Source organism: Labrenzia sp. THAF191a, from assembly GCF_009363335.1.
GTDB lineage: Bacteria > Pseudomonadota > Alphaproteobacteria > Rhizobiales > Stappiaceae > Roseibium > Roseibium algicola.
On sequence record NZ_CP045333.1, the window covers coordinates 4,136,257 to 4,153,968 of the forward strand.

Below are 17,712 nucleotides of genomic sequence, written 5' to 3' on the forward strand. Positions count from 1 at the left end.
GATAGTGGTAACACGTAGGTCGACTACTTTTGGAAATATGGGAAGTGCGCACCCCATTCGCGGTGTCCGAACCGCGTGCGAAAACATCCATAGGTTTTGATGTTACAGGTCATCCAGATTGTCCATCATCTGGTAGAAGAAGCCGATGGTCTTGCCGTATTCATCGACCCTGATGCGCTCATTGACACCATGGAAACCTTCAAATTCCTTCGTGTTTTCAAGCTGGATGCCGGTGATGGTAAAAACGTCCGGAGCGAACGGCCGGGCCTGGAAGTGTTTTGAATCCGAGCCGCCGATCACGAAGAACGGTGCCACGACGAGATCATTGCCCCAGATCTGACGAATGGTCTTTTCCAGTGCCTTGTAGCCGGGGCCTTCGGGGTCAGCCATGGCGGTAGCAGGTGTCGAGGCGGAGATGTCACGAATGGTTATGCGGTCGTCGCCGATGGCATCCTTTACGTGCTGGATGATGACCTCGGGCGTGTCGCCGGGCATGGGGCGAAAGTTCACGACGGCCGTCGCTGAAGGTGGCAGAACGTTATCCTTGATGCCGGCATTGAACATGCTGACGGCGATTGTCGTATGCATCATGGCCCGAGTGACCTGATTGCCGGCCATGACCTCGACAAACTGCTTTTCGAGATCGGTCATCTCGCCGTCCTTGCCGAAGGCAACGGCTGCATAAAGCGGTTGATAGGCTTCGTCCAGTTCAGGCCCGAGGTAACGATACTGATGACGCAGCGCAGGATGAATGCGGTAGGGAAACTGAGCGGCTTCCAGCTTGGTGATCGCCTTTGCGAGAATGCCGATGTTCGATTCCTCGGGCGGCTGCGATGAATGACCTCCGACCCCATGCATCGCCAGTTCCAGGCTGACGTAGCCCTTTTGCGCTATGCCGATCAGCGCCGTATTGTCTGGAAGTCCCGGGAACAGACCGGGCACCAGCGGAGCTGACTCATCCATGACGAAGGCAAATCGCTTGATGCCGCGTTTTTCCAGGGTCTCCGCAATGAATCTGGCCCCCTCCGGGCCACCGACTTCCTCATCCTGGCCAAAGACGAAATAAATCGTCCGTTCCGGCTGCCAGCCTTCCTTGATCTTCATTTCAGCGGCTTCAAGAATGCCGTGAATCTGGTTCTTGTCGTCAAGGACACCACGTCCCCAGATGTATCCGTCGGCAACTACCCCGGAGAAAGGATCCTGTTCCCACTGATCTCGCGAGTCCGCCGGCACTGGCACCACATCCTGATGGGCGTAGAAGAGGGCTGGCTCCAGATCCGGGTTCTTGCCTTGCCAGGTGTAGAGCAGGCTGTAGGGACGGGGATCGCCGAGGATTTCTCGCTTCAAGACCTTGTGTACCTCCGGATAGGCCTCGACAAGGAACGCGTGATAGTCCTCAAAGGCCTTGGTGTCGAAGTCGTCCCGGTCCTGGTTCGAGATCGTCGGAAACTGCACGGCCCTGGATAGTCGTTCGACCGCGCCATCGAGGTCGACGTCGATGGAAATCTGCTCGACGCCTTTCATTTGCTTGGAAGAGAAATCCTGCGGCTCTTCCGCAAAGGCAGTCGCGCCAAAGGCAATGGAAGCCACGAGTGAAAAGCCGGCCGCATATCTGGTGGGGCACTTCATGTTGGTCTCCTGGAGTGTGCGTTCGACTAGAACCGATCCTGGCTGATTGTGTTCTTGTAGATTTCGCCGTCCTTCATGATCAGGATGAAATTCTCATCGGAACTGCGATCAGGCCAACTATTGTTCTCGACCGTCACCCGGTTAGCGAGAAGTTGCATTCATTTTGCACCCATTTTTCGGGCTTGGTAATTAATCTTGATCAATCAGGTGGTCTGTTTTGCAAATTGGTCAAAAAGCGACGATGGGAAAGCACTACTTGAACCTGCGATCGTCGTCCTGGAAACCGGCTCTGTTTGCGGGGGGCTCTTTGGCTACTCGCTCATGGTCTGTCAGCGGCCCTTCGAATGCCGATGGTATAGAGAACCGTGGCATGGAATGGCGGAAACCGGTGCTGACAAAAAGAAAACCCGCCCGATCGTTTCCGATGGGCGGGTTCTTTCGTCTGGGCGCCGGGAGCCGCGCTGTGGCCGGTGGGAACCGGCCTTGGCGAACTCCCGGCTAAGCTTTGTGTGCGATCAGTATTCTATTAAAATCAAAGTATCATACAAATAAATTCAGGAAAAAATATTGGTGTGACTCTAAATGGGAAGATGAGTTCCTGTCGCTTCTAGAATAATATCTAAATACCTATCTCTATCCTCTTTGCTTTCGGTGTTAAATATTTGGTCGCTTTCCTCTTCTGCAATCTTTAGCGCTGGATATATTGAGCGTTCAACAATGTTGCTGGCGGCGTATAATAAGTAACAGTGCGATCCCAATGCAGCGAATTCCGCTTTAGCATGTCTTAAGGTGACATTGACCAAGGCTGCATTTTTAATTTCTCGTTCACCTGCCGTTTCAGATTTTCTGAAGTCTAAAGTTTCGGTGATATGGTATTTGCTGTTTTTCAATAAAAAATCTACATGCAATTTTCCAGAAGGTCCAATTGGCATGTTGGATATTACTTTGTGCTGGTCGATGTCATTGGCGCTTCTGCTCAATACATTGTACCTCTTGAGTATCTGCGCGACTTCAGTGGCTAACTTTTTGTTTTTAGTTTTTTTTGTTTTCTTTCGAGGCCTTCGTACATATTCATTCAGTATCGAATCTACTCGAATTTCATAGTCATCGATTGCATCAACAGAAAACCAGCCGTCTTTACTAATTTCAATGCTTGGAATTTGTCTGGCGAGGCTTAACCGATGTTCGGTTTCTAAACTCGGATCATCTTCAGTCTTGAGAATGGAGACCACCCAGTCGATTGTCTTGTGATCTATCTCATAATAATCGAAGAGCCTGTTTTCAGCGTTAATCCGAACATCAAGCTTGTCGTCGTCGAAGACAACAACGCCAATGTTTACGCGATCCTCGCGGTGCGCGAACGGGCGCAATTGCAGGATGGCGTAGTTATAAAAAAACGCCATTTTCCATTCCATTCCGAACAAATTCAACTTGGCGCTTCAACAAACCACCTTTGACATTTTCCAAAAACTGTTCACGATCCACTGGATCAAACCATTCCTCAGGCATTCCGAAAAAGGCTCTTTCGGCGAGGAACTCACTGCTTTGATCAATGGTTCGTAGAACGCGCTCAGCGGCGTTATCTGAAAAACCATGTGCTCCACGAAGCTTGTCAGCGAGTCTTATCGTATTAGATTGTTTTTCGATATTCAACGGAAAGCTTGTTGCAGGTTCTGTGAATATCTGTGCAGATCCAAAGTCGATAAGACTAACAGATGTGCTTGTGGTGGTATCGGAAGAGGAGTTTGGGTTTTCTTTTAATAGGAAATTGTTTGCATGGCGATCTTTATTTGCGATAACAAGATCGAAGGCCAATGTAGCTGAATATATTTCTTTAAAATTTTCAATCTTATACTGATTGTTGTTGCCTTCGGTAATTAATCTGTAGGCAAGAAGTTCATTTAGGACTGGGTCTTGTTCTGTCGAGCCAAATACCAATTCACCATCAGGCATCATCAAGGGTTTGTATTGGTGTATTGGCAAATTGAGCAAATCGGCCATCGAATGACAAAAATACTCGGTCGCGCATAAGTGGTGTTCGATACCACCTCGCTTGACAATGTAATACTTGCCATCCTCACACTGCGCACGCCCGAAGGCGTGCGCTGTTCCAAAGTTGACTACTCTATGTTCAACTACCCTCAGAGGGGTCAAAGCCATTTGCACCATCTTTTTCACCAAAAGTACTCATGGTTATTCTCCCGAATTTTTGTTTTCAGCTGCAGCCGCTGGTGGAGCCGCAGGTGTCGCACTTCAGGCAGGTGCCGTTGCGCACCATAGTGAAGTTGCCGCATTCCGAGCAGCTCTCGCCTTCGTAACCCTTCATCCGGGCCTGAGCGATCTGCTGAGCCGCGGTTTTCACCTGTGGGGCAGGGGCCGAGGTCACTTCAACTGCTGCTGCAGCTTCGGCACCACGGGCGAAAGCCGTTGCGACGGCAGAGGTCTGGGCAGCGATTGTTGTGCCGAGTTCCACTTTCACAGCTTCGGTGATCTCGCCGGAAGGCTCGTTGCCGGCGACGAGACGGAAACGCTCTGTCTGGCCGCGGACGAGGCCGTGGGAAACCACACCGCCGGAGCTGCCCTTGTCCATGGTCTTGACCGCGCCAGCGCTGACCGGGCCGCTGAAAGCTTCCGGCGGGACGTGGGCAAGGTCGTGACGACCGAGATAGGAGACTGCCAGTTCGCGGAACACGTAGTCGAGTATCGACGTGGCGTTCTTGATCGCGTCGTTGCCCTGGACCATGCCGGCCGGTTCGAACTTGGTGAAGGTGAACGCGTCGACATATTCCTCGAGCGGCACACCGTATTGCAGACCAAGCGAAACCGAGATCGCGAAGTTGTTGATGAATGCCCGGAGCGCAGACCCTTCCTTGTTCATGTCGAGGAAGATTTCGCCAAGGCGGCCATCGTCATATTCGCCGGTGCGCAGGAAGATGGTGTGACCACCGATCTTTGCCTTCTGGGTGTAGCCCTTGCGGCGGGTCGGCAGTTTTTCCTGTTCGCGGACAACGCGTTCGACGATCCGCTCGACGATGCGTTCGGCAACCACTTCGGCCTTTGCAGCCATCGGCTTGGCGGCCAGAGCCTCGAGGGCCTCGTCCTCGTCTTCGTCCTCATCGGCCAGTAGCTGGGCGTTGAGCGGCTGGGACAGTTTGGAGCCGTCGCGGTAAAGGGCATTCGCCTTGAGCGCGAGTTTCCAGGACAGCATGTAGGCTTCCTTGCAGTCCTCCACCGTCGCATCGTTCGGCATGTTGATCGTCTTGGAGATCGCGCCGGAGATGAACGGCTGGGCCGCTGCCATCATGCGGATGTGGCTTTCCACCGACAGGAAGCGTTTGCCGATACGGCCGCAGGGGTTGGCGCAGTCGAAGACCGGATAATGCTCTTCCTTCAGGAAGGGCGCGCCTTCCAGGGTCATCGCACCACACACGTGGGTGTTGGCGGCTTCGATGTCAGCCTTGGAGTAGCCGAGGAAGGTCAGGAGATCGAACTCCGGATCTTCCAGCTGCTCGTCGGTAACGCCGAGCGCCTTCATCTGCTCGTCGCCGAGGGTCCAGCGGTTGAAGACGAACTTGATGTCAAAGGCCGACTTCATGCCGTCCTTCAGCTTGGTCAGGCTCTCGTCGGTGAAACCCTTGGTCTTCAGTGCGGACGGGTTGACGCCCGGTGCCTGATCGATGGAGCCATGGCCAACGGCGTAGGCTTCGATCTCGCCAATCTCGCTTTCGGTGTAACCGAGCTTGCGCAGGGCTTCAGGAACAGCGCGGTTGATGATCTTGAAGTAGCCGCCGCCGGCCAGCTTCTTGAACTTCACCAGCGCAAAGTCAGGCTCGATACCGGTGGTGTCGCAGTCCATGACCAGACCGATGGTGCCGGTCGGGGCAATAACGGTGGACTGGGCGTTGCGGTAGCCGTTCTTCTCGCCAAGCTCAAGGGCGCGATCCCAGGCCTTCTTGGCCCGCTCGACGATCACCTGATCCGGGCAGGAAACATGGTCAAGAGCAACCGGAGCCGTGTTGAGGCCTTCGTAGCCGTCCGCTTCGCCGTAGGCGGCGCGGCGGTGGTTGCGCATGACACGCAGCATGTGGCTTGCGTTTTTCTTGTAGCCCGGGAAGGCGCCGAGTTCGCCTGCCATTTCAGCGGAAGTGGCATAGGCAACACCGGTCATGACCGCGGTGAGGGCGCCGCAAAGTGCACGGCCTTCGTCGCTGTCGTACGGAATGCCGGAGGTCATCAGCAGGCCGCCGATGTTGGCATAGCCGAGACCAAGGGTGCGGAACTTGTAGGACAGTTCTGCAATTTCCTTGGACGGGAACTGAGCCATCAGCACCGAGACTTCCAGAACAATGGTCCACAGGCGGACGGCATGTTCGTAGTTGTCGATGTCGAAGGACCGGTCTTCCCGGCGGAACTGCATCAGGTTCAGGGACGCCAGGTTACAGGCCGTGTCGTCCAGGAACATGTATTCCGAGCATGGGTTGGATGCGCGGATTTCGCCATCGGCAAGGCAGGTGTGCCAGTCGTTGATCGTGGTGTGGTACTGCAGGCCCGGATCAGCGGAAGCCCAGGCGGCATAGCCGATCTGTTCCCAAAGTTCCTTGGCCTTGACAGTCTTCAGAACGTCACCGGAGCGGCGGGCGGTCAGGTCCCAGGTGCTGTCGTCAACAACGGCGTTCAGGAAGCCGTCGGTCACACGCACCGAGTTGTTGGAGTTCTGTCCGGCAACCGTCAGATAGGCTTCGGAATCCCAGTCCGTGTTGAACGTCGGGAATTCGATCTTGGTGAAGCCCTGCTTTGCAAACTGGATGACGCGCTGGATGTAGTTTTCCGGCACCATCATTTTCTTGGCAGCACGGATTTCACGCTTCAGGGCCGGGTTCTTGGCCGGATCGAAGCAGTCGCCGTTGTCCGCCTCGCAGTTGACGCAGGCGCGCATGATTGCACCGAGGTGCTTCTGGCAGATCTTGGAACCGGTGACGAGCGCGGCCACCTTCTGCTCTTCCTTGACCTTCCAGTTGATGTATTCCTCGATATCCGGATGGTCGACATCGACAACGACCATCTTGGCCGCGCGGCGGGTGGTGCCGCCGGACTTGATCGCGCCGGCTGCCCGGTCGCCGATCTTCAGGAAGCTCATCAGGCCGGAGGATTTGCCGCCACCGGACAGGCGCTCGCCTTCTGCACGCACGTGGGAGAAGTTGGAGCCGGTGCCGGAGCCGTATTTGAACAGGCGTGCTTCGCGAACCCAAAGGTCCATGATGCCGCCTTCGTTCACCAGGTCGTCGCCGACGGACTGGATGAAACAGGCATGCGGCTGCGGATGCTCATAGGCGCTCTTGGACTTGACGAGCTTGCCGGTCTGGAAGTCGACATAGAAGTGACCCTGGCCCGGGCCGTCGATGCCGTAGGCCCAATGCAGGCCGGTGTTGAACCACTGCGGAGAGTTCGGCGCCACCTTCTGGGTCGCCAGCATGTAACGCAGTTCGTCGTAGAAGGCCTGGGCGTCGGATTCCTTGTCGAAATAGCCGCCCTTCCAGCCCCAGTAGGTCCAGGTGCCGGCTAGACGATCAAAGACCTGACGACCGTCAATTTCAGAGCCGTAGCGCTCGTCCTCGGGCAGGTCTGCCAGTGCGGCCTCATCGGCCTCATGGCGCCACAGCCAGGACGGCACGGTGTTTTCTTCTACGGCCTTCAGCTTGGCGGGCACGCCGGCCTTGCGGAAATACTTCTGAGCCAGAATGTCGGACGCGACCTGTGAAAACTGGGTCGGGACCTGAATGTTCTCAAGACGGAACACGATGGATCCATCAGGATTCCGGATTTCGCTGGTAGCGTTCCGGAATTCTACGCTGGCGTAAGGCGATTGACCTTCCTTGGTGTAGCGCCGCTCGATCCGCATCTTCTCAAGTCCCCTTTTAGATTACAGCCGGTTCCCCCGAACCGGGCTTGACCGCATTGCATCCGAACTGGCGTGGCCGCCTGTCTCTGTTCTCGAATGCCGCCCTGCAAGTTACAGGCTTCGAGCCTGTATGTAGCGTATCTTGTGTTTCTATCCACTATATATAGTGGTCATCAACAGGTTTGTCACGACATGCGCCTTGAAGTCGGCACAACAAAACCCGTCTCCCGGCTTTGGGGTCAAAGACCTGGAGCGGTACTCTTGGATACTGATGGTTCTGGATGACCGGAGCGCCCGGATAGGCACCCGACTACGCACATCGCAATGATGAGAAACTAATGTAAACGAATTCTTAAGGTCAAGGACCGAGTGACAACAGCTAGTGCCTGGATTGTGGGCAAACGCAAAATCTTGTGTGGTCGTGTGGATAATGGGGAACGGAGCGGGGACAGCGTTTTAGCAAGGGATTTAGCGCTTGCTTTCCCGGCGAAGGAGTGCCCGCCAGGAAGGCACAAGACCCTGTGGATGACGATAGACCGCATTTTATGAAAATTTGAAGAAAATGGCGATGATCGATTTCAACCGGGTTTAAGCCGGGTCTGGTTTCATGGTGGCGGGATAGGGGAAAAAGGTCCGCATTTCATGAAACATCACGCCGCATTCGGACTAGCGATGGAGGACATCGATGCTGTCGTCGTCGAGGACAGCAAACCGATGCAGACGATTCTCCGTTCGATATTGCTCAGCTTCAAGGTTGCGCGCGTGCGGGTGTTCGATTCGGTCGACGAAGCGCTCGAGGCAAGTCTCGCAGAACCACCCAACGTGATTCTCACCGACTGGCGCATGGCGCCGACATCGGGCTATCAATTCCTGCGTCTGGTGCGGCATCGGCACATGGAGCCGCTTTGTTATGTGCCGATTCTCTTCATTACGGCACATGGCACGCGGCCGCTGGTCGACAAGGCCTTGCGGGCAGGTGCGCACCATGTGCTGGTCAAGCCGGTTTCGCCGTCGACGCTTTTCAAGCGCCTCAAGTGGCTTCTTGCCGACGACCGGCCGATGATCCTGGAGAACTCCGGCTTCTACAATATCTATGGCATTCAAAAGGCCATGGATGAACAAGCGGAAAAGATGCAGTCGCTTGCCGGGGCCCGGCTGCACCACCGCGTTGCCACGCAAAAGCGTGCGGAAGTGGAAGGAGCCGTTGAGGCGGCGTTCGAAACCAAGGAAGAAGAGCCGGAAAAGGTCTTCGCCGGTGTGAAGAAGGAAGCGCCTCCCAAGCAGCATTCCGCCGCCGCCAAACATATTCGCAATGCCGGCTTTGCGCCCTTCAAGGGTTTGAAACTTCACTGAAGCAGTCTGTTCGTGACCACCTGGGAGCGGTGTGCACCGGGCGTGACTGCGGCAATCGGCCCGCAGGCGCAAAATCCCGTTCTTTTCTGGCTGCCAAGTCTGGACAGACGCGGCCGTTGTCGCCATAGTCCGCGAAATTCCGTCCTGTCATGTTGGCGGGGCAACGGATGTTTCCGACTTGCAATCAAGGGACCTTCAAAGGGCCATGAAAACTCTGCTGCTAGAATTGTTCACCTGGTGGAACAGCCAGACAATGGGCACCCGCTTCTTCACGTGGCGCAAGGGTGAGTTTGTCGGTGAGGACGAGTTCGGTAACAAGTACTACAAGGAACGCGCAGGCAAGAAGCGCTGGGTGATCTACAACGGCCTTGCCGAAGCCTCTGCCATTCCTGCGGGCTGGCACGGCTGGATGCATCACCGTGTTGACACGCCGCCGTCCGAAGAAACCTATCACGCCAAACATTGGCAGCTGGGTCACAAGGCCAATCCGACGGGCACACCGGCCGCTTACCGGCCGCACGGTTCCATCCTGACCCCGGAAAAGCGTCCTGACGTGACCGGCGATTACGAAGCCTGGACCCCGGGCAGCTGATCACCGCGCATTGCGAAAATCAGGAATGAGATAAGCCCCGCAATTGCGGGGCTTTTTTTGTTCAAGGACGGTCAAAGGTTCGAAAGCCGAACGGTATAACAGATGCGGCTGGCTTGAATGTTGTCAGCTGAGGCAAATTCAGACTATCAGCGTTGATGGTTCGTTTTTCATGGTCGGTATACATAATACTTTTCTGCAATTGTTAGTATATATTTCGATATAATTTGCTTTCCATATTATTTATTTGTGATTTGAGGCACATTACGCAGGGTAAAATGATATAAAAGAGGATTTGTATTAGTATTATTCAAGGAGCGGACAAATGGACCAGGAATGGATGAAGCTCCAGGAGTTGAGCAACCGTCTTAACAATGTCTGCAAACCGGCCTGGGAAAATATTCTGATCAAGACAGGCAGCAGTTATGTAAACGCCGATGAGGCTGTTCGAAAGCTTTTGCCGAAAGGCTACGATACAGAGCCAGGCTGGGCCTGGACGGCGTTGAAGGCCACCATGAAAGGTCCCCTGGCTGCCGTGATCACCAATCCGGTGGCAGCAGGAATAGCGACTTTCTACATCATAGATGCCGTCAAGGGCGAAAAAGAACCGCTTCCGTCACCACCGCAGTTTGATACCGATCCGCAAAAATATCTTCAGTACATCAAGTTTCACTACAATCTGGTCTACATCAGCTCCACTCAGAAGATACTGAAAATGCAGGAAGCCGCGCGATCTGGTGGGGCGGTCAATATCGAGCAGCTCCGGCGGTCGCTGGAGCGGTCTCCATTCGCGCATGTGCCGCGAGGCTACAAGTGGTTCAAGCACGACAAACTGGAGGAAAACATCGAAGCCGGTTTGTGGGCGATTTGGCTGACTAACCTCACCAGCGATCACAAATTGGAGCAGGTTGCGCGCGCGATGGGGGAAGATGACCGACACAATGCCAGCGGCGCGGCTCGAAAGTCCGACGGGAAATACCGTCACCACCTGTGGCAGAGACTGAAGGACCTTGGAGCGTTCGACCGGGCCTATTCGGGCGGCGTGAAGAAGCGTGACAATGCCAAATCCACCGATGTTTTCATGGGTAGCGGCACGCCATCTTACGAATATGAATTCTGGCTCAAGATAGCCCGGGATTTCTGGGCAAAAAATCAGTCACCGACGGAATTGTTTTATATCGCCCTGGAGGAACCGGCAGCCGAACTGGCTTTCCGGAACGCCATGAGGACGTTTGAATCGCAAGATTTTACGCACAGAATGAGCGCTTTCCTTTCGCCGTCCTGGTCGAAAATTCGCGATATGGTCGGCACCGGCAAAGGCGGAAAGAACTGAGCACGTTTCGCTGATTTATGACGCCGGAGAGGGTTCTTTCGCCCATTGACAGAGAGAGACTGGCTGGCGACGACACGTCTGAAAGCCACGGCATTGCCGGAGCCATTCCGGTCTGTTGCTGGCTGGCTGGTCCTGCTTTGGCGGTGACGAATTAGGCTCGCAAGCAAGAAGACCTAACGCTCGTACCAACTATCGAGCACTGCCAAAACCTCCTCACCACTGGCTTGAGGTGACAGGGCGTAGAAATCGGTTTCCAGCTTCAGAGCTTCGCTGAGCAGTTCGTTATAGGCAGCTTGAGGAACTTCCTCGGTGCCGAATTTGCTGAGGTGCTCGGTTACGAACTGAGTATCGAGCAGGGAATAGCCGCCGACGATCAGCCGGGCAACCAGATGTGCTAGGCACACCTTGGAAGCGTCGGTGCGGAAGGTGAACATGCTCTCGCCGAAAAAGGCGCCGTTCAGGCTGACACCGTAAAGCCCGCCGACAAGTTCGCCGTCCTGCCAGGCTTCAATGGTGTGGCAATAGCCCATGTCGAAAAGCTCGCCGTAGAGGCGCCTGATCTCCCGGTTGATCCAGGTCTTCTGACGTCCGGGCATGGGCTCGGCACAGCCATCGATAACACCCTGAAAATCCGTGCTGACCCGCACCTCGAACACGTCGTTGCGAATCGTCCGGCGCAGGCGGCGAGGCAGGTGAAAGTTGTTGAGGGGAAGGATGCCGCGACGCTCTGGCTCCAGCCAGAAGAGGCCAGGATCGTCGGCAGATTCTGCCATCGGAAACAGGCCGCAGGCATAGGCTTTCAACAGCACCTGCGGTGTGATTTCCATGATGATGTCGTCTTTGTAACCAGCCATGAGGCCTCACTCACCAGGCGGGATGAGCAGATCAGCAGGTGTCGACTTGAGCACCCAAAATCTGATCGGCCGGAGTGCCGGAGCACCTCATGCGCATTCCTTGGAACACGCGATGCTCCCGGCACTCGTCCCAGGATCCGGTCAGCTGGACTTCTTCGCCAGATATTGTTCCAGCCAGTGGATGTCGTACTGACCGTTCGCTATGTCCTGATTTTCCACCAGATCGCGGAAAAGCGGAATAGTCGACTTGATTTCGTCAACCACAAATTCGTCCAGGCAACGACGCAGACGCATCATGCATTCCACGCGGTTACGGCCATGAACGATCAGCTTGCCGATCAGACTGTCATAGTAGGGCGGGATCTTGTAGCCCTGATAGACACCGCTGTCGACGCGAACACCCAGACCGCCCGGCGGGTGGTAATAGGTGATTGTGCCCGGTGACGGCGTGAAGTTGACCGGATCTTCCGCATTGATGCGGCATTCGATGGCGTGGCCTTCGAACGTGATGTCGTCCTGGGTCATGTCAAGTGAACCGCCAGCGGCGATGCGGATCTGCTCGTTGACGAGGTCGATACCGGTGATCATCTCCGTAACAGGGTGTTCCACCTGCAGACGGGTGTTCATTTCAATGAAATAGAACTCGCCGTTCTCATAGAGGAATTCAACCGTGCCGACGCCGCGATATTTCAGCTTGCGCATGGCAGCAGCGACAATCTCGCCGATTTCCTTGCGCTGGCTGGCATTGAGGCTCGGGGAGGGAGCTTCTTCGAGCACCTTCTGGTGGCGGCGCTGCAGCGAGCAGTCGCGTTCACCGAGGTGAACCGCATTGCCCTTGCCATCGCCCAGAACCTGGATCTCGATATGCCGAGGCTTGCCGAGATATTTTTCCATATAGAGCGCGTCGTCGCCGAAGGCAGCCTTTGCTTCGGAACGTGCCGTGGACAGGGCAGTATCGAGTTCGGCTTCGGTGCGGGCAACCTTCATGCCGCGGCCACCGCCACCTGCTGCTGCCTTTACCAGAACCGGGTAGCCGATCTCGCGGGCGATCGCGTGGGCGTCGTCACCAGCCGTCACCGCACCATCGGAACCAGGAACAACCGGGATGCCGAGGTCCTTGGCCGTCTGCTTGGCCTGGATCTTGTCACCCATGATGCGAATGTGTTCAGCGGTCGGTCCGATGAATTCGATGCCGTGGGCTTCAAGGATTTCCGCGAAACGGGCGTTTTCCGACAGGAAGCCGTAACCCGGATGGACGGCATCCGCTCCGGTGATTTCACAAGCCGCAAGAAGCTGCGGGATGTTCAGGTAGCTGTCACGTGCGGCAGGCGGACCAATGCAGACGCTTTCGTCTGCCAGGCGCACATGCATCGCATCCGCATCAGCGGTGGAGTGAACCGCAACGGTGGAGATGCCGAGCTCTTTACAGGCGCGCAGGATGCGCAGGGCGATCTCGCCGCGGTTGGCAATGAGAATCTTGGAGAACATGGCCACAACGGCTCCTTATTCGACGATAATAAGCGGTTCGCCGAATTCCACCGGCTGAGCGTCGTCCACAAGGATCTGCTTGACGGTGCCCGCCTTGGTGGCAGGAATGTGGTTCATGGTTTTCATGGCTTCGATGATCAGGATCGTCTGACCTTCCACCACCTTGTCGCCAACCTGAATGAAGGCAGGCGCGCCCGGTTCGGCGGCGAGATAGGCCGTGCCGACCATTGGCGAGGTTACGGTTGTGCCGGCGTGGGCCGGTTCGGCGGCAGGCGCTGCTGCTGCCGGGGAAGCCGCTGCGGCCGGTGCTGTCGGTGCGGCCATAGGTGCTGCAACGTTCACCGGTGCGCTGATCGTCATCTGACGGGCCACGCGAATGCGCGTGTCACCCTGTTCCAGTTCGATTTCCGAGAGATTTGTCTCATCCAGGAGAACGGCGAGGTCCCGGATCAGGGCCGTGTCGAATTTCTTGTTATCATTACGCATCATGTTTGGCTCTCATACTCGGTCCGCAAGACGCGCAGCTGGCCGGCTCGCCGGGCGACCGCTCCATACCGGGATGGGGTCAGACCCGAAATATCCAGCCCTGCAACTCGATCAGGGTCCGTAAGGCCGGGGCCGCAACCACGCTCTTGCTCCGCCGTTGTTGGGCGGACAAAGATCTTCGGCCCGTCTCTTCCTGGAGGCGAGCCACGCTTCTTATAGGGATTCAATTGGAACAGGAAAACCCCCGATTTCTCACTGACATGAGGAATGGGGGTTTCCAACAGGCAAGTGAACGCCGAAACACTGTTTCGGCTCACCGGTTCAGCAAGTGGTCTCGCCGCAATTCTGCAGCGCGTCGAGCTTCTGGCTCAGTTCTTCATAACCGACCGCGCCCATGACCACGTCGTTGCCGACGACATAGGACGGAGTGCCGGTCAAGCCGAGACGGTTGGCCAGGGAGTAGACTTCTTCAATCGTCTGGCCGGCTTCGTCCGTTTTCATGGACGCCAGGAGATCGTCTTCCGAAATGCCGACGGACGTCGCTGCGGCGAGGGCGCTGGCCCGGTTCGCCTGTCCGCGGCTCAGCAGCAGCTTTTCATGGAATTCGCCGTATTTCTCTGGCGCCACAGCGTTGACCGCGACAGCCACCTGGGCCGCTTCGACAGAGCCCTGACCGAGAACCGGGAATTCCTTCAGGACGACTTTAAGGTCGGGGTTTTCATCGATCAGCTTGACCATGTCGCCGTGCGCGCGCTTGCAGTAGCCGCAGTTGTAATCGAAGAACTCGACCAGGGTAACAGACCCTTCCGGATTGCCCAGCACCACCTGCCGTGACGAATTGAAAAGAACGTCGGCGCTTTCGTTGAGGGCTTCTACGCGCGCAACTTCTGCAGCTTCCTTTTCACGGCGATCGAGTTCGGTCAGCGCTTCGGCAATCACTTCAGGATGCTCAAGCAGGTATTCCCGCACGATTTTTTCAATCTCACCGCGGTTCAGATCCTGAGCGGCAACCGGGCCAGCCAGCAGGGTAAATGCAAGCGCGCAAGCCGACAGGACGCGCAGCAGCATCGGCGGGCAGAGCGACCCGGTCTTCAGGATCTGGATCTTCGGGGAAGTGTCGGTCATTCAAGGCTCCTCAGGTAACCGTCATTCGTTCAAACGGGACCCATACGTGTCTGAGATATCAGCGGCCGTTGTTAGGCAGATTAGGTGGGTTGTACGCTACAATGTCGTCCGCTTGAAGCCATGCCGGCGTTCCTCTCTTCAAACTTTTTTGAGCACGCGCCGCGTAGCGTTTTGCAGCCTGGAAGTCGCCACTCACCATCAGGCCTTTCGCAGTTGCCAAATCAGCTTCCGCACGCTCACCCTGGCGGCCGTGGGCAATGGCCAGCTGGCTGTAGGCAACGCCCGAGTTCTGGTCCCGCTGGATCGCCTCTTTCAAGATGCGTTCTGCCTCCGGCAGATTGGATTTGTCGTTCGAAGCGACCAATGCATACCCGAGCCAGGTGAGGAACTGCGGTTCGGTTGGTTTGAACGACAGAGCCTTACGGAAGGGCGCGATCGCGCCTTTGGGATCGCCACCTTCGATCAAGGCCTGCCCCTTGAGCTCGTAATAGTAGGGGTTGTTCGGCTGCGTGCGGATCAGGGCGTCTATCTCCTTGACCGCGCCTTTCCCTCGGCTCTTCATTGCGGCAATGGCGCGTGCGTATTGGGCCTGGGGGCTTTTGTCGCTACGCGGATAGGCTCGCAGGGTGGCGGACGGATGGCTGGTGAAGGCGAACAGCTTGGCCCGTACCATGTCGTGCCGGTATTGCAGCACATAGTCTTCCGGCTGGTTGAAGTATTTCGATTTCTGCGCGTCGGTCGCCAGACTGTTGTAGCGGTCCTGTGCCATCGGGTGGCTCTGGGCATAAGGGTCGGCGAACTTGCGCGTGAACATCTGCTGTTCCGACATGCGCTCGAAGGTCTTCAGCAGGCCGCGTGGGCTTTGTCCGGTGGCATTCAGGTATTTGAGTGCGGCCCGGTCGGCTGCGGCTTCTTCGCCGCGTTGATAGGACAGGAACGACCGCTGGCCGACGGACCCCGAGCCCATGATCACAGCACCACCGCCCGAAGCAACCTCACCGGATCCGGAGGCTGCCCCGGCTGCCGCAGCACCCGCACCGAGAATCATGCCGATGACAGAGATGATCTGGGCATTGGCGGCAGCGGCACGCAGGCGCACGAGATGACGACCGGCGATGTGGCCCGATTCATGGGCAATCACGCCAATCACTTCACCGGGCGTTTCCGATTCCATGATGACACCGATGTTGATGAACATCCTGCGGCTGTCGGGAACAAAAGCGTTGAAGCTCTTGTCGTTGACCAGAATGATTTCCGGTTCTGAATTGGAAATGCCGGCCGCCTTGAAGATCGGCGTCGCATAGTCCTTCAGAAGATGTTCCGTTTCTGCATCGCGCACGAGAGGCAGGCTGCGCCCCTGTGCCATCGCTGGTACCGAAACAAGAGGCAGGGCGAGGGCGCTTGCACAGGCAAGTGCGACCGCTTTACGCGCCAGGCTGCGAGGAAAATCGATTTTCAAAATGGCGGAACCAGGCACAGGTGCAAAACTCCAATCCGGACCGGAACGCTTTCCAGGCTCATCTTTGCTCAGATGTTATCCTGGGACATGGATGTGTGGCGAAGGTATGGAGGTGTGCGATGCGGGTCAAGGAAGCCGGCATGACAAAAAGGTAAGGTGCTGGGCCGTTGTCGTGCCGGAACAGCCCAAAAGTTGCAACTGGCCGCACGCGTTGCATCGGATGGAAAAATCCGCGATAGGGTGAAGCCAGTTTCTCAGCCGGATTTTCAGGACACATGAACCAGCCTCTTTTTCAGCCGTCTCGCCGCAGTGACGTTGCCCCCTTCATCGCAATGGATGTTCTTGCCGAAGCGGCACGTCTGGAAGCGCAGGGGCGCAAGATCATTCATATGGAAGTCGGGCAGCCATCGGCCCCGGCGCCCAGAGCTGCGTTGGATATGGCGAGAAAAGCTCTGGATCACGGTCGTCTCGGCTACACCGAAGCGCTTGGCATCCGCCCGTTGCGCGAGGCATTGGCCGCGCATTATCGCAAGGCCTATGGCGTCGACGTGCCTGTCGAGCGGATCATGGCTACCACGGGCTCATCCGCCGGTTTCAATCTCGCCTTCCTTGCCGCGTTTGATCCCGGGGACCGAATTGTCCTGACGGCTCCAGGTTATCCGGCCTATCGCAACATCCTCAAAGCCCTTGGTCTTGTTGCGGTCGAGATCGAAGTCGGGGAGGAAACCCGGTGGAGCCTGACGCCGGCGCATCTGGAAGAGGCTCAAAAAGAAGGTCCTGTGAAAGGCGTCCTGGTTGCCAGTCCGGCCAATCCGACCGGTACGATGATGACCGCCGATGCGCTGGAAGACCTGATCCGCTATTGTGACGAGGCGGGTATATGGTTCATCTCGGATGAGATCTACCATGGGCTTTGCTACGACGGTGAAGAGAAGACCGCGCTGGAAACATCGCAGAACGTCATTATCGTCAACAGTTTCTCGAAATACTATTGCATGACCGGCTGGCGCATTGGCTGGCTGGTGTTGCCGGAACAACTGGTGCGCCCAACAGAGCGGATTGCCCAGAGCCTCTATATTTCTCCACCGGAGCTGTCCCAGATCGCTGCGGGAGCAGCACTCAATTCGGTTCAGGAACTGGAAGCGGTCAAGGCAGGGTATGCTGCCAACCGCGCCTTGCTTCTCGACGGGTTGCCGAAAATCGGTCTCGACAAGCTGTTGCCGGTAGACGGGGCCTTTTACATCTATGCAGACATAAGCCGGTTCAGCTCGGACAGTCTCGATTTCGCCAGGCGTATGCTGCACGAGGCGGGTGTCGCGGCAACGCCCGGTGTCGATTTCGATCCCGCGCACGGTCATGAGTTCTTGCGCTTTTCCTTTGCAGGTGCGCATGACGATATGAAGTTGGCGCTTGAGAAGCTCAGGGGTTTTCTCAAAGCAGTCTGAGCATCGTTCGCATCGGACAACAAAAAAGGCGGCACACCGGCCGCCTTTTCCA

14 protein-coding genes are annotated in these 17,712 nt (G+C 56.4%); 4 read left to right on the forward strand and 10 right to left on the reverse strand.

Annotated elements, in window-relative coordinates; translation table 11 throughout:
• Positions 1 to 102 precede the first annotated feature (102 nt).
• The 5 genes from FIV05_RS19130 to FIV05_RS19145 all read right to left on the reverse strand — a co-directional run bounded on the left by FIV05_RS19130 (position 103) and on the right by FIV05_RS19145 (position 7,528).
• Positions 103 to 1,629, reverse strand: coding sequence for a M20 family peptidase (locus tag FIV05_RS19130; RefSeq protein WP_152510635.1), 1,527 nt, complete (start codon positions 1,627 to 1,629; stop codon positions 103 to 105).
• 26 nt (positions 1,630 to 1,655) lie between these two features.
• A complete protein-coding gene (locus tag FIV05_RS31920) occupies positions 1,656 to 1,787 on the reverse strand; it encodes a hypothetical protein (protein WP_286202205.1) in 132 nt (43 codons plus the stop codon).
• Between the two features lie 420 nt (positions 1,788 to 2,207).
• The gene (locus tag FIV05_RS19135) at positions 2,208 to 3,032 is read right to left on the reverse strand and encodes a DUF3037 domain-containing protein (protein ID WP_173013888.1); all 825 of its coding nucleotides are present in this window, start codon (positions 3,030 to 3,032) and stop codon (positions 2,208 to 2,210) included.
• The gene (locus FIV05_RS19140) at positions 3,016 to 3,798 is read right to left on the reverse strand and encodes a HipA family kinase (RefSeq protein WP_353622190.1); all 783 of its coding nucleotides are present in this window, start codon (positions 3,796 to 3,798) and stop codon (positions 3,016 to 3,018) included. Before FIV05_RS19140 ends, FIV05_RS19135 begins: the two co-directional genes overlap by 17 nt.
• A 46-nt stretch (positions 3,799 to 3,844) precedes the next feature.
• Positions 3,845 to 7,528 (reverse strand): vitamin B12-dependent ribonucleotide reductase, encoded by a 3,684-nt coding sequence (locus tag FIV05_RS19145; protein ID WP_152510638.1) that lies wholly within the window; start codon positions 7,526 to 7,528, stop codon positions 3,845 to 3,847.
• Between the two features lie 642 nt (positions 7,529 to 8,170).
• Here FIV05_RS19145 and FIV05_RS19150 point away from each other — a divergent pair.
• The 3 genes from FIV05_RS19150 (at position 8,171) to FIV05_RS19160 (ending at position 10,803) form a co-directional block, all read left to right on the forward strand.
• Positions 8,171 to 8,881 (forward strand): response regulator, encoded by a 711-nt coding sequence (locus tag FIV05_RS19150; RefSeq protein ID WP_209009711.1) that lies wholly within the window; start codon positions 8,171 to 8,173, stop codon positions 8,879 to 8,881.
• Positions 8,882 to 9,086: 205 nt separating this feature from the next.
• A complete protein-coding gene (locus FIV05_RS19155; RefSeq protein WP_152510639.1) occupies positions 9,087 to 9,473 on the forward strand; it encodes an NADH:ubiquinone oxidoreductase subunit NDUFA12 in 387 nt (128 codons plus the stop codon).
• A gap of 322 nt (positions 9,474 to 9,795) precedes the next feature.
• Complete coding sequence (locus FIV05_RS19160; RefSeq protein ID WP_152510640.1) at positions 9,796 to 10,803, forward strand: hypothetical protein; 1,008 nt, start codon at positions 9,796 to 9,798, stop codon at positions 10,801 to 10,803.
• Positions 10,804 to 10,976: 173 nt separating this feature from the next.
• On the opposite strand, the gene aat is transcribed toward FIV05_RS19160, so the two are convergent.
• From aat to FIV05_RS19185, 5 genes are all read right to left on the reverse strand, one after another.
• Positions 10,977 to 11,657: a leucyl/phenylalanyl-tRNA--protein transferase gene (aat, locus tag FIV05_RS19165; protein ID WP_022998396.1), complete on the reverse strand. Its 681-nt coding sequence runs from the start codon at positions 11,655 to 11,657 to the stop codon at positions 10,977 to 10,979.
• 141 nt (positions 11,658 to 11,798) lie between these two features.
• Entirely contained in the window at positions 11,799 to 13,145 is a 1,347-nt protein-coding gene (accC, locus tag FIV05_RS19170; protein WP_022998397.1) for an acetyl-CoA carboxylase biotin carboxylase subunit, read from the reverse strand.
• A 15-nt stretch (positions 13,146 to 13,160) separates the two neighbouring features.
• Positions 13,161 to 13,631 carry an acetyl-CoA carboxylase biotin carboxyl carrier protein gene (gene accB / locus FIV05_RS19175; RefSeq protein ID WP_031268390.1) on the reverse strand — a complete coding sequence of 157 codons (471 nt, stop codon included), beginning with the start codon at positions 13,629 to 13,631 and terminating at the stop codon, positions 13,161 to 13,163.
• 321 nt (positions 13,632 to 13,952) lie between these two features.
• Positions 13,953 to 14,756 carry a DsbA family protein gene (locus FIV05_RS19180; RefSeq protein WP_152510641.1) on the reverse strand — a complete coding sequence of 268 codons (804 nt, stop codon included), beginning with the start codon at positions 14,754 to 14,756 and terminating at the stop codon, positions 13,953 to 13,955.
• Positions 14,757 to 14,814: 58 nt separating this feature from the next.
• Positions 14,815 to 16,233, reverse strand: a complete 1,419-nt coding sequence (locus tag FIV05_RS19185; RefSeq protein WP_286202206.1) for a M48 family metalloprotease — start codon at positions 16,231 to 16,233, stop codon at positions 14,815 to 14,817.
• Positions 16,234 to 16,490: 257 nt separating this feature from the next.
• Between FIV05_RS19185 and FIV05_RS19190 the strand changes: the two genes are divergently transcribed.
• Positions 16,491 to 17,660, forward strand: coding sequence for a pyridoxal phosphate-dependent aminotransferase (locus FIV05_RS19190; RefSeq protein ID WP_152510642.1), 1,170 nt, complete (start codon positions 16,491 to 16,493; stop codon positions 17,658 to 17,660).
• Positions 17,661 to 17,712: the final 52 nt, after the last annotated feature.

Excerpts from the sequence above, each read along its gene's own strand:
- accB (WP_031268390.1), bottom strand. The coding sequence starts at position 13,631 with ATGCGTAATGATAACAAGAAATTCGACACGGCCCTGATCCGGGACCTC.
- FIV05_RS19160 (WP_152510640.1), top strand. The coding sequence starts at position 9,796 with ATGGACCAGGAATGGATGAAGCTCCAGGAGTTGAGCAACCGTCTTAAC.
- FIV05_RS19140 (WP_353622190.1), bottom strand. The coding sequence starts at position 3,798 with ATGGTGCAAATGGCTTTGACCCCTCTGAGGGTAGTTGAACATAGAGTA.
- FIV05_RS19190 (WP_152510642.1), top strand. The coding sequence starts at position 16,491 with ATGAACCAGCCTCTTTTTCAGCCGTCTCGCCGCAGTGACGTTGCCCCC.
- aat (WP_022998396.1), bottom strand. The coding sequence starts at position 11,657 with ATGGCTGGTTACAAAGACGACATCATCATGGAAATCACACCGCAGGTG.
- FIV05_RS31920 (WP_286202205.1), bottom strand. The coding sequence starts at position 1,787 with ATGCAACTTCTCGCTAACCGGGTGACGGTCGAGAACAATAGTTGGCCT.
- FIV05_RS19150 (WP_209009711.1), top strand. The coding sequence starts at position 8,171 with ATGAAACATCACGCCGCATTCGGACTAGCGATGGAGGACATCGATGCT.
- FIV05_RS19180 (WP_152510641.1), bottom strand. The coding sequence starts at position 14,756 with ATGACCGACACTTCCCCGAAGATCCAGATCCTGAAGACCGGGTCGCTC.
- FIV05_RS19145 (WP_152510638.1), bottom strand. The coding sequence starts at position 7,528 with ATGCGGATCGAGCGGCGCTACACCAAGGAAGGTCAATCGCCTTACGCC.
- accC (WP_022998397.1), bottom strand. The coding sequence starts at position 13,145 with ATGTTCTCCAAGATTCTCATTGCCAACCGCGGCGAGATCGCCCTGCGC.
- FIV05_RS19155 (WP_152510639.1), top strand. The coding sequence starts at position 9,087 with ATGAAAACTCTGCTGCTAGAATTGTTCACCTGGTGGAACAGCCAGACA.
- FIV05_RS19135 (WP_173013888.1), bottom strand. The coding sequence starts at position 3,032 with ATGGCGTTTTTTTATAACTACGCCATCCTGCAATTGCGCCCGTTCGCG.
- FIV05_RS19130 (WP_152510635.1), bottom strand. The coding sequence starts at position 1,629 with ATGAAGTGCCCCACCAGATATGCGGCCGGCTTTTCACTCGTGGCTTCC.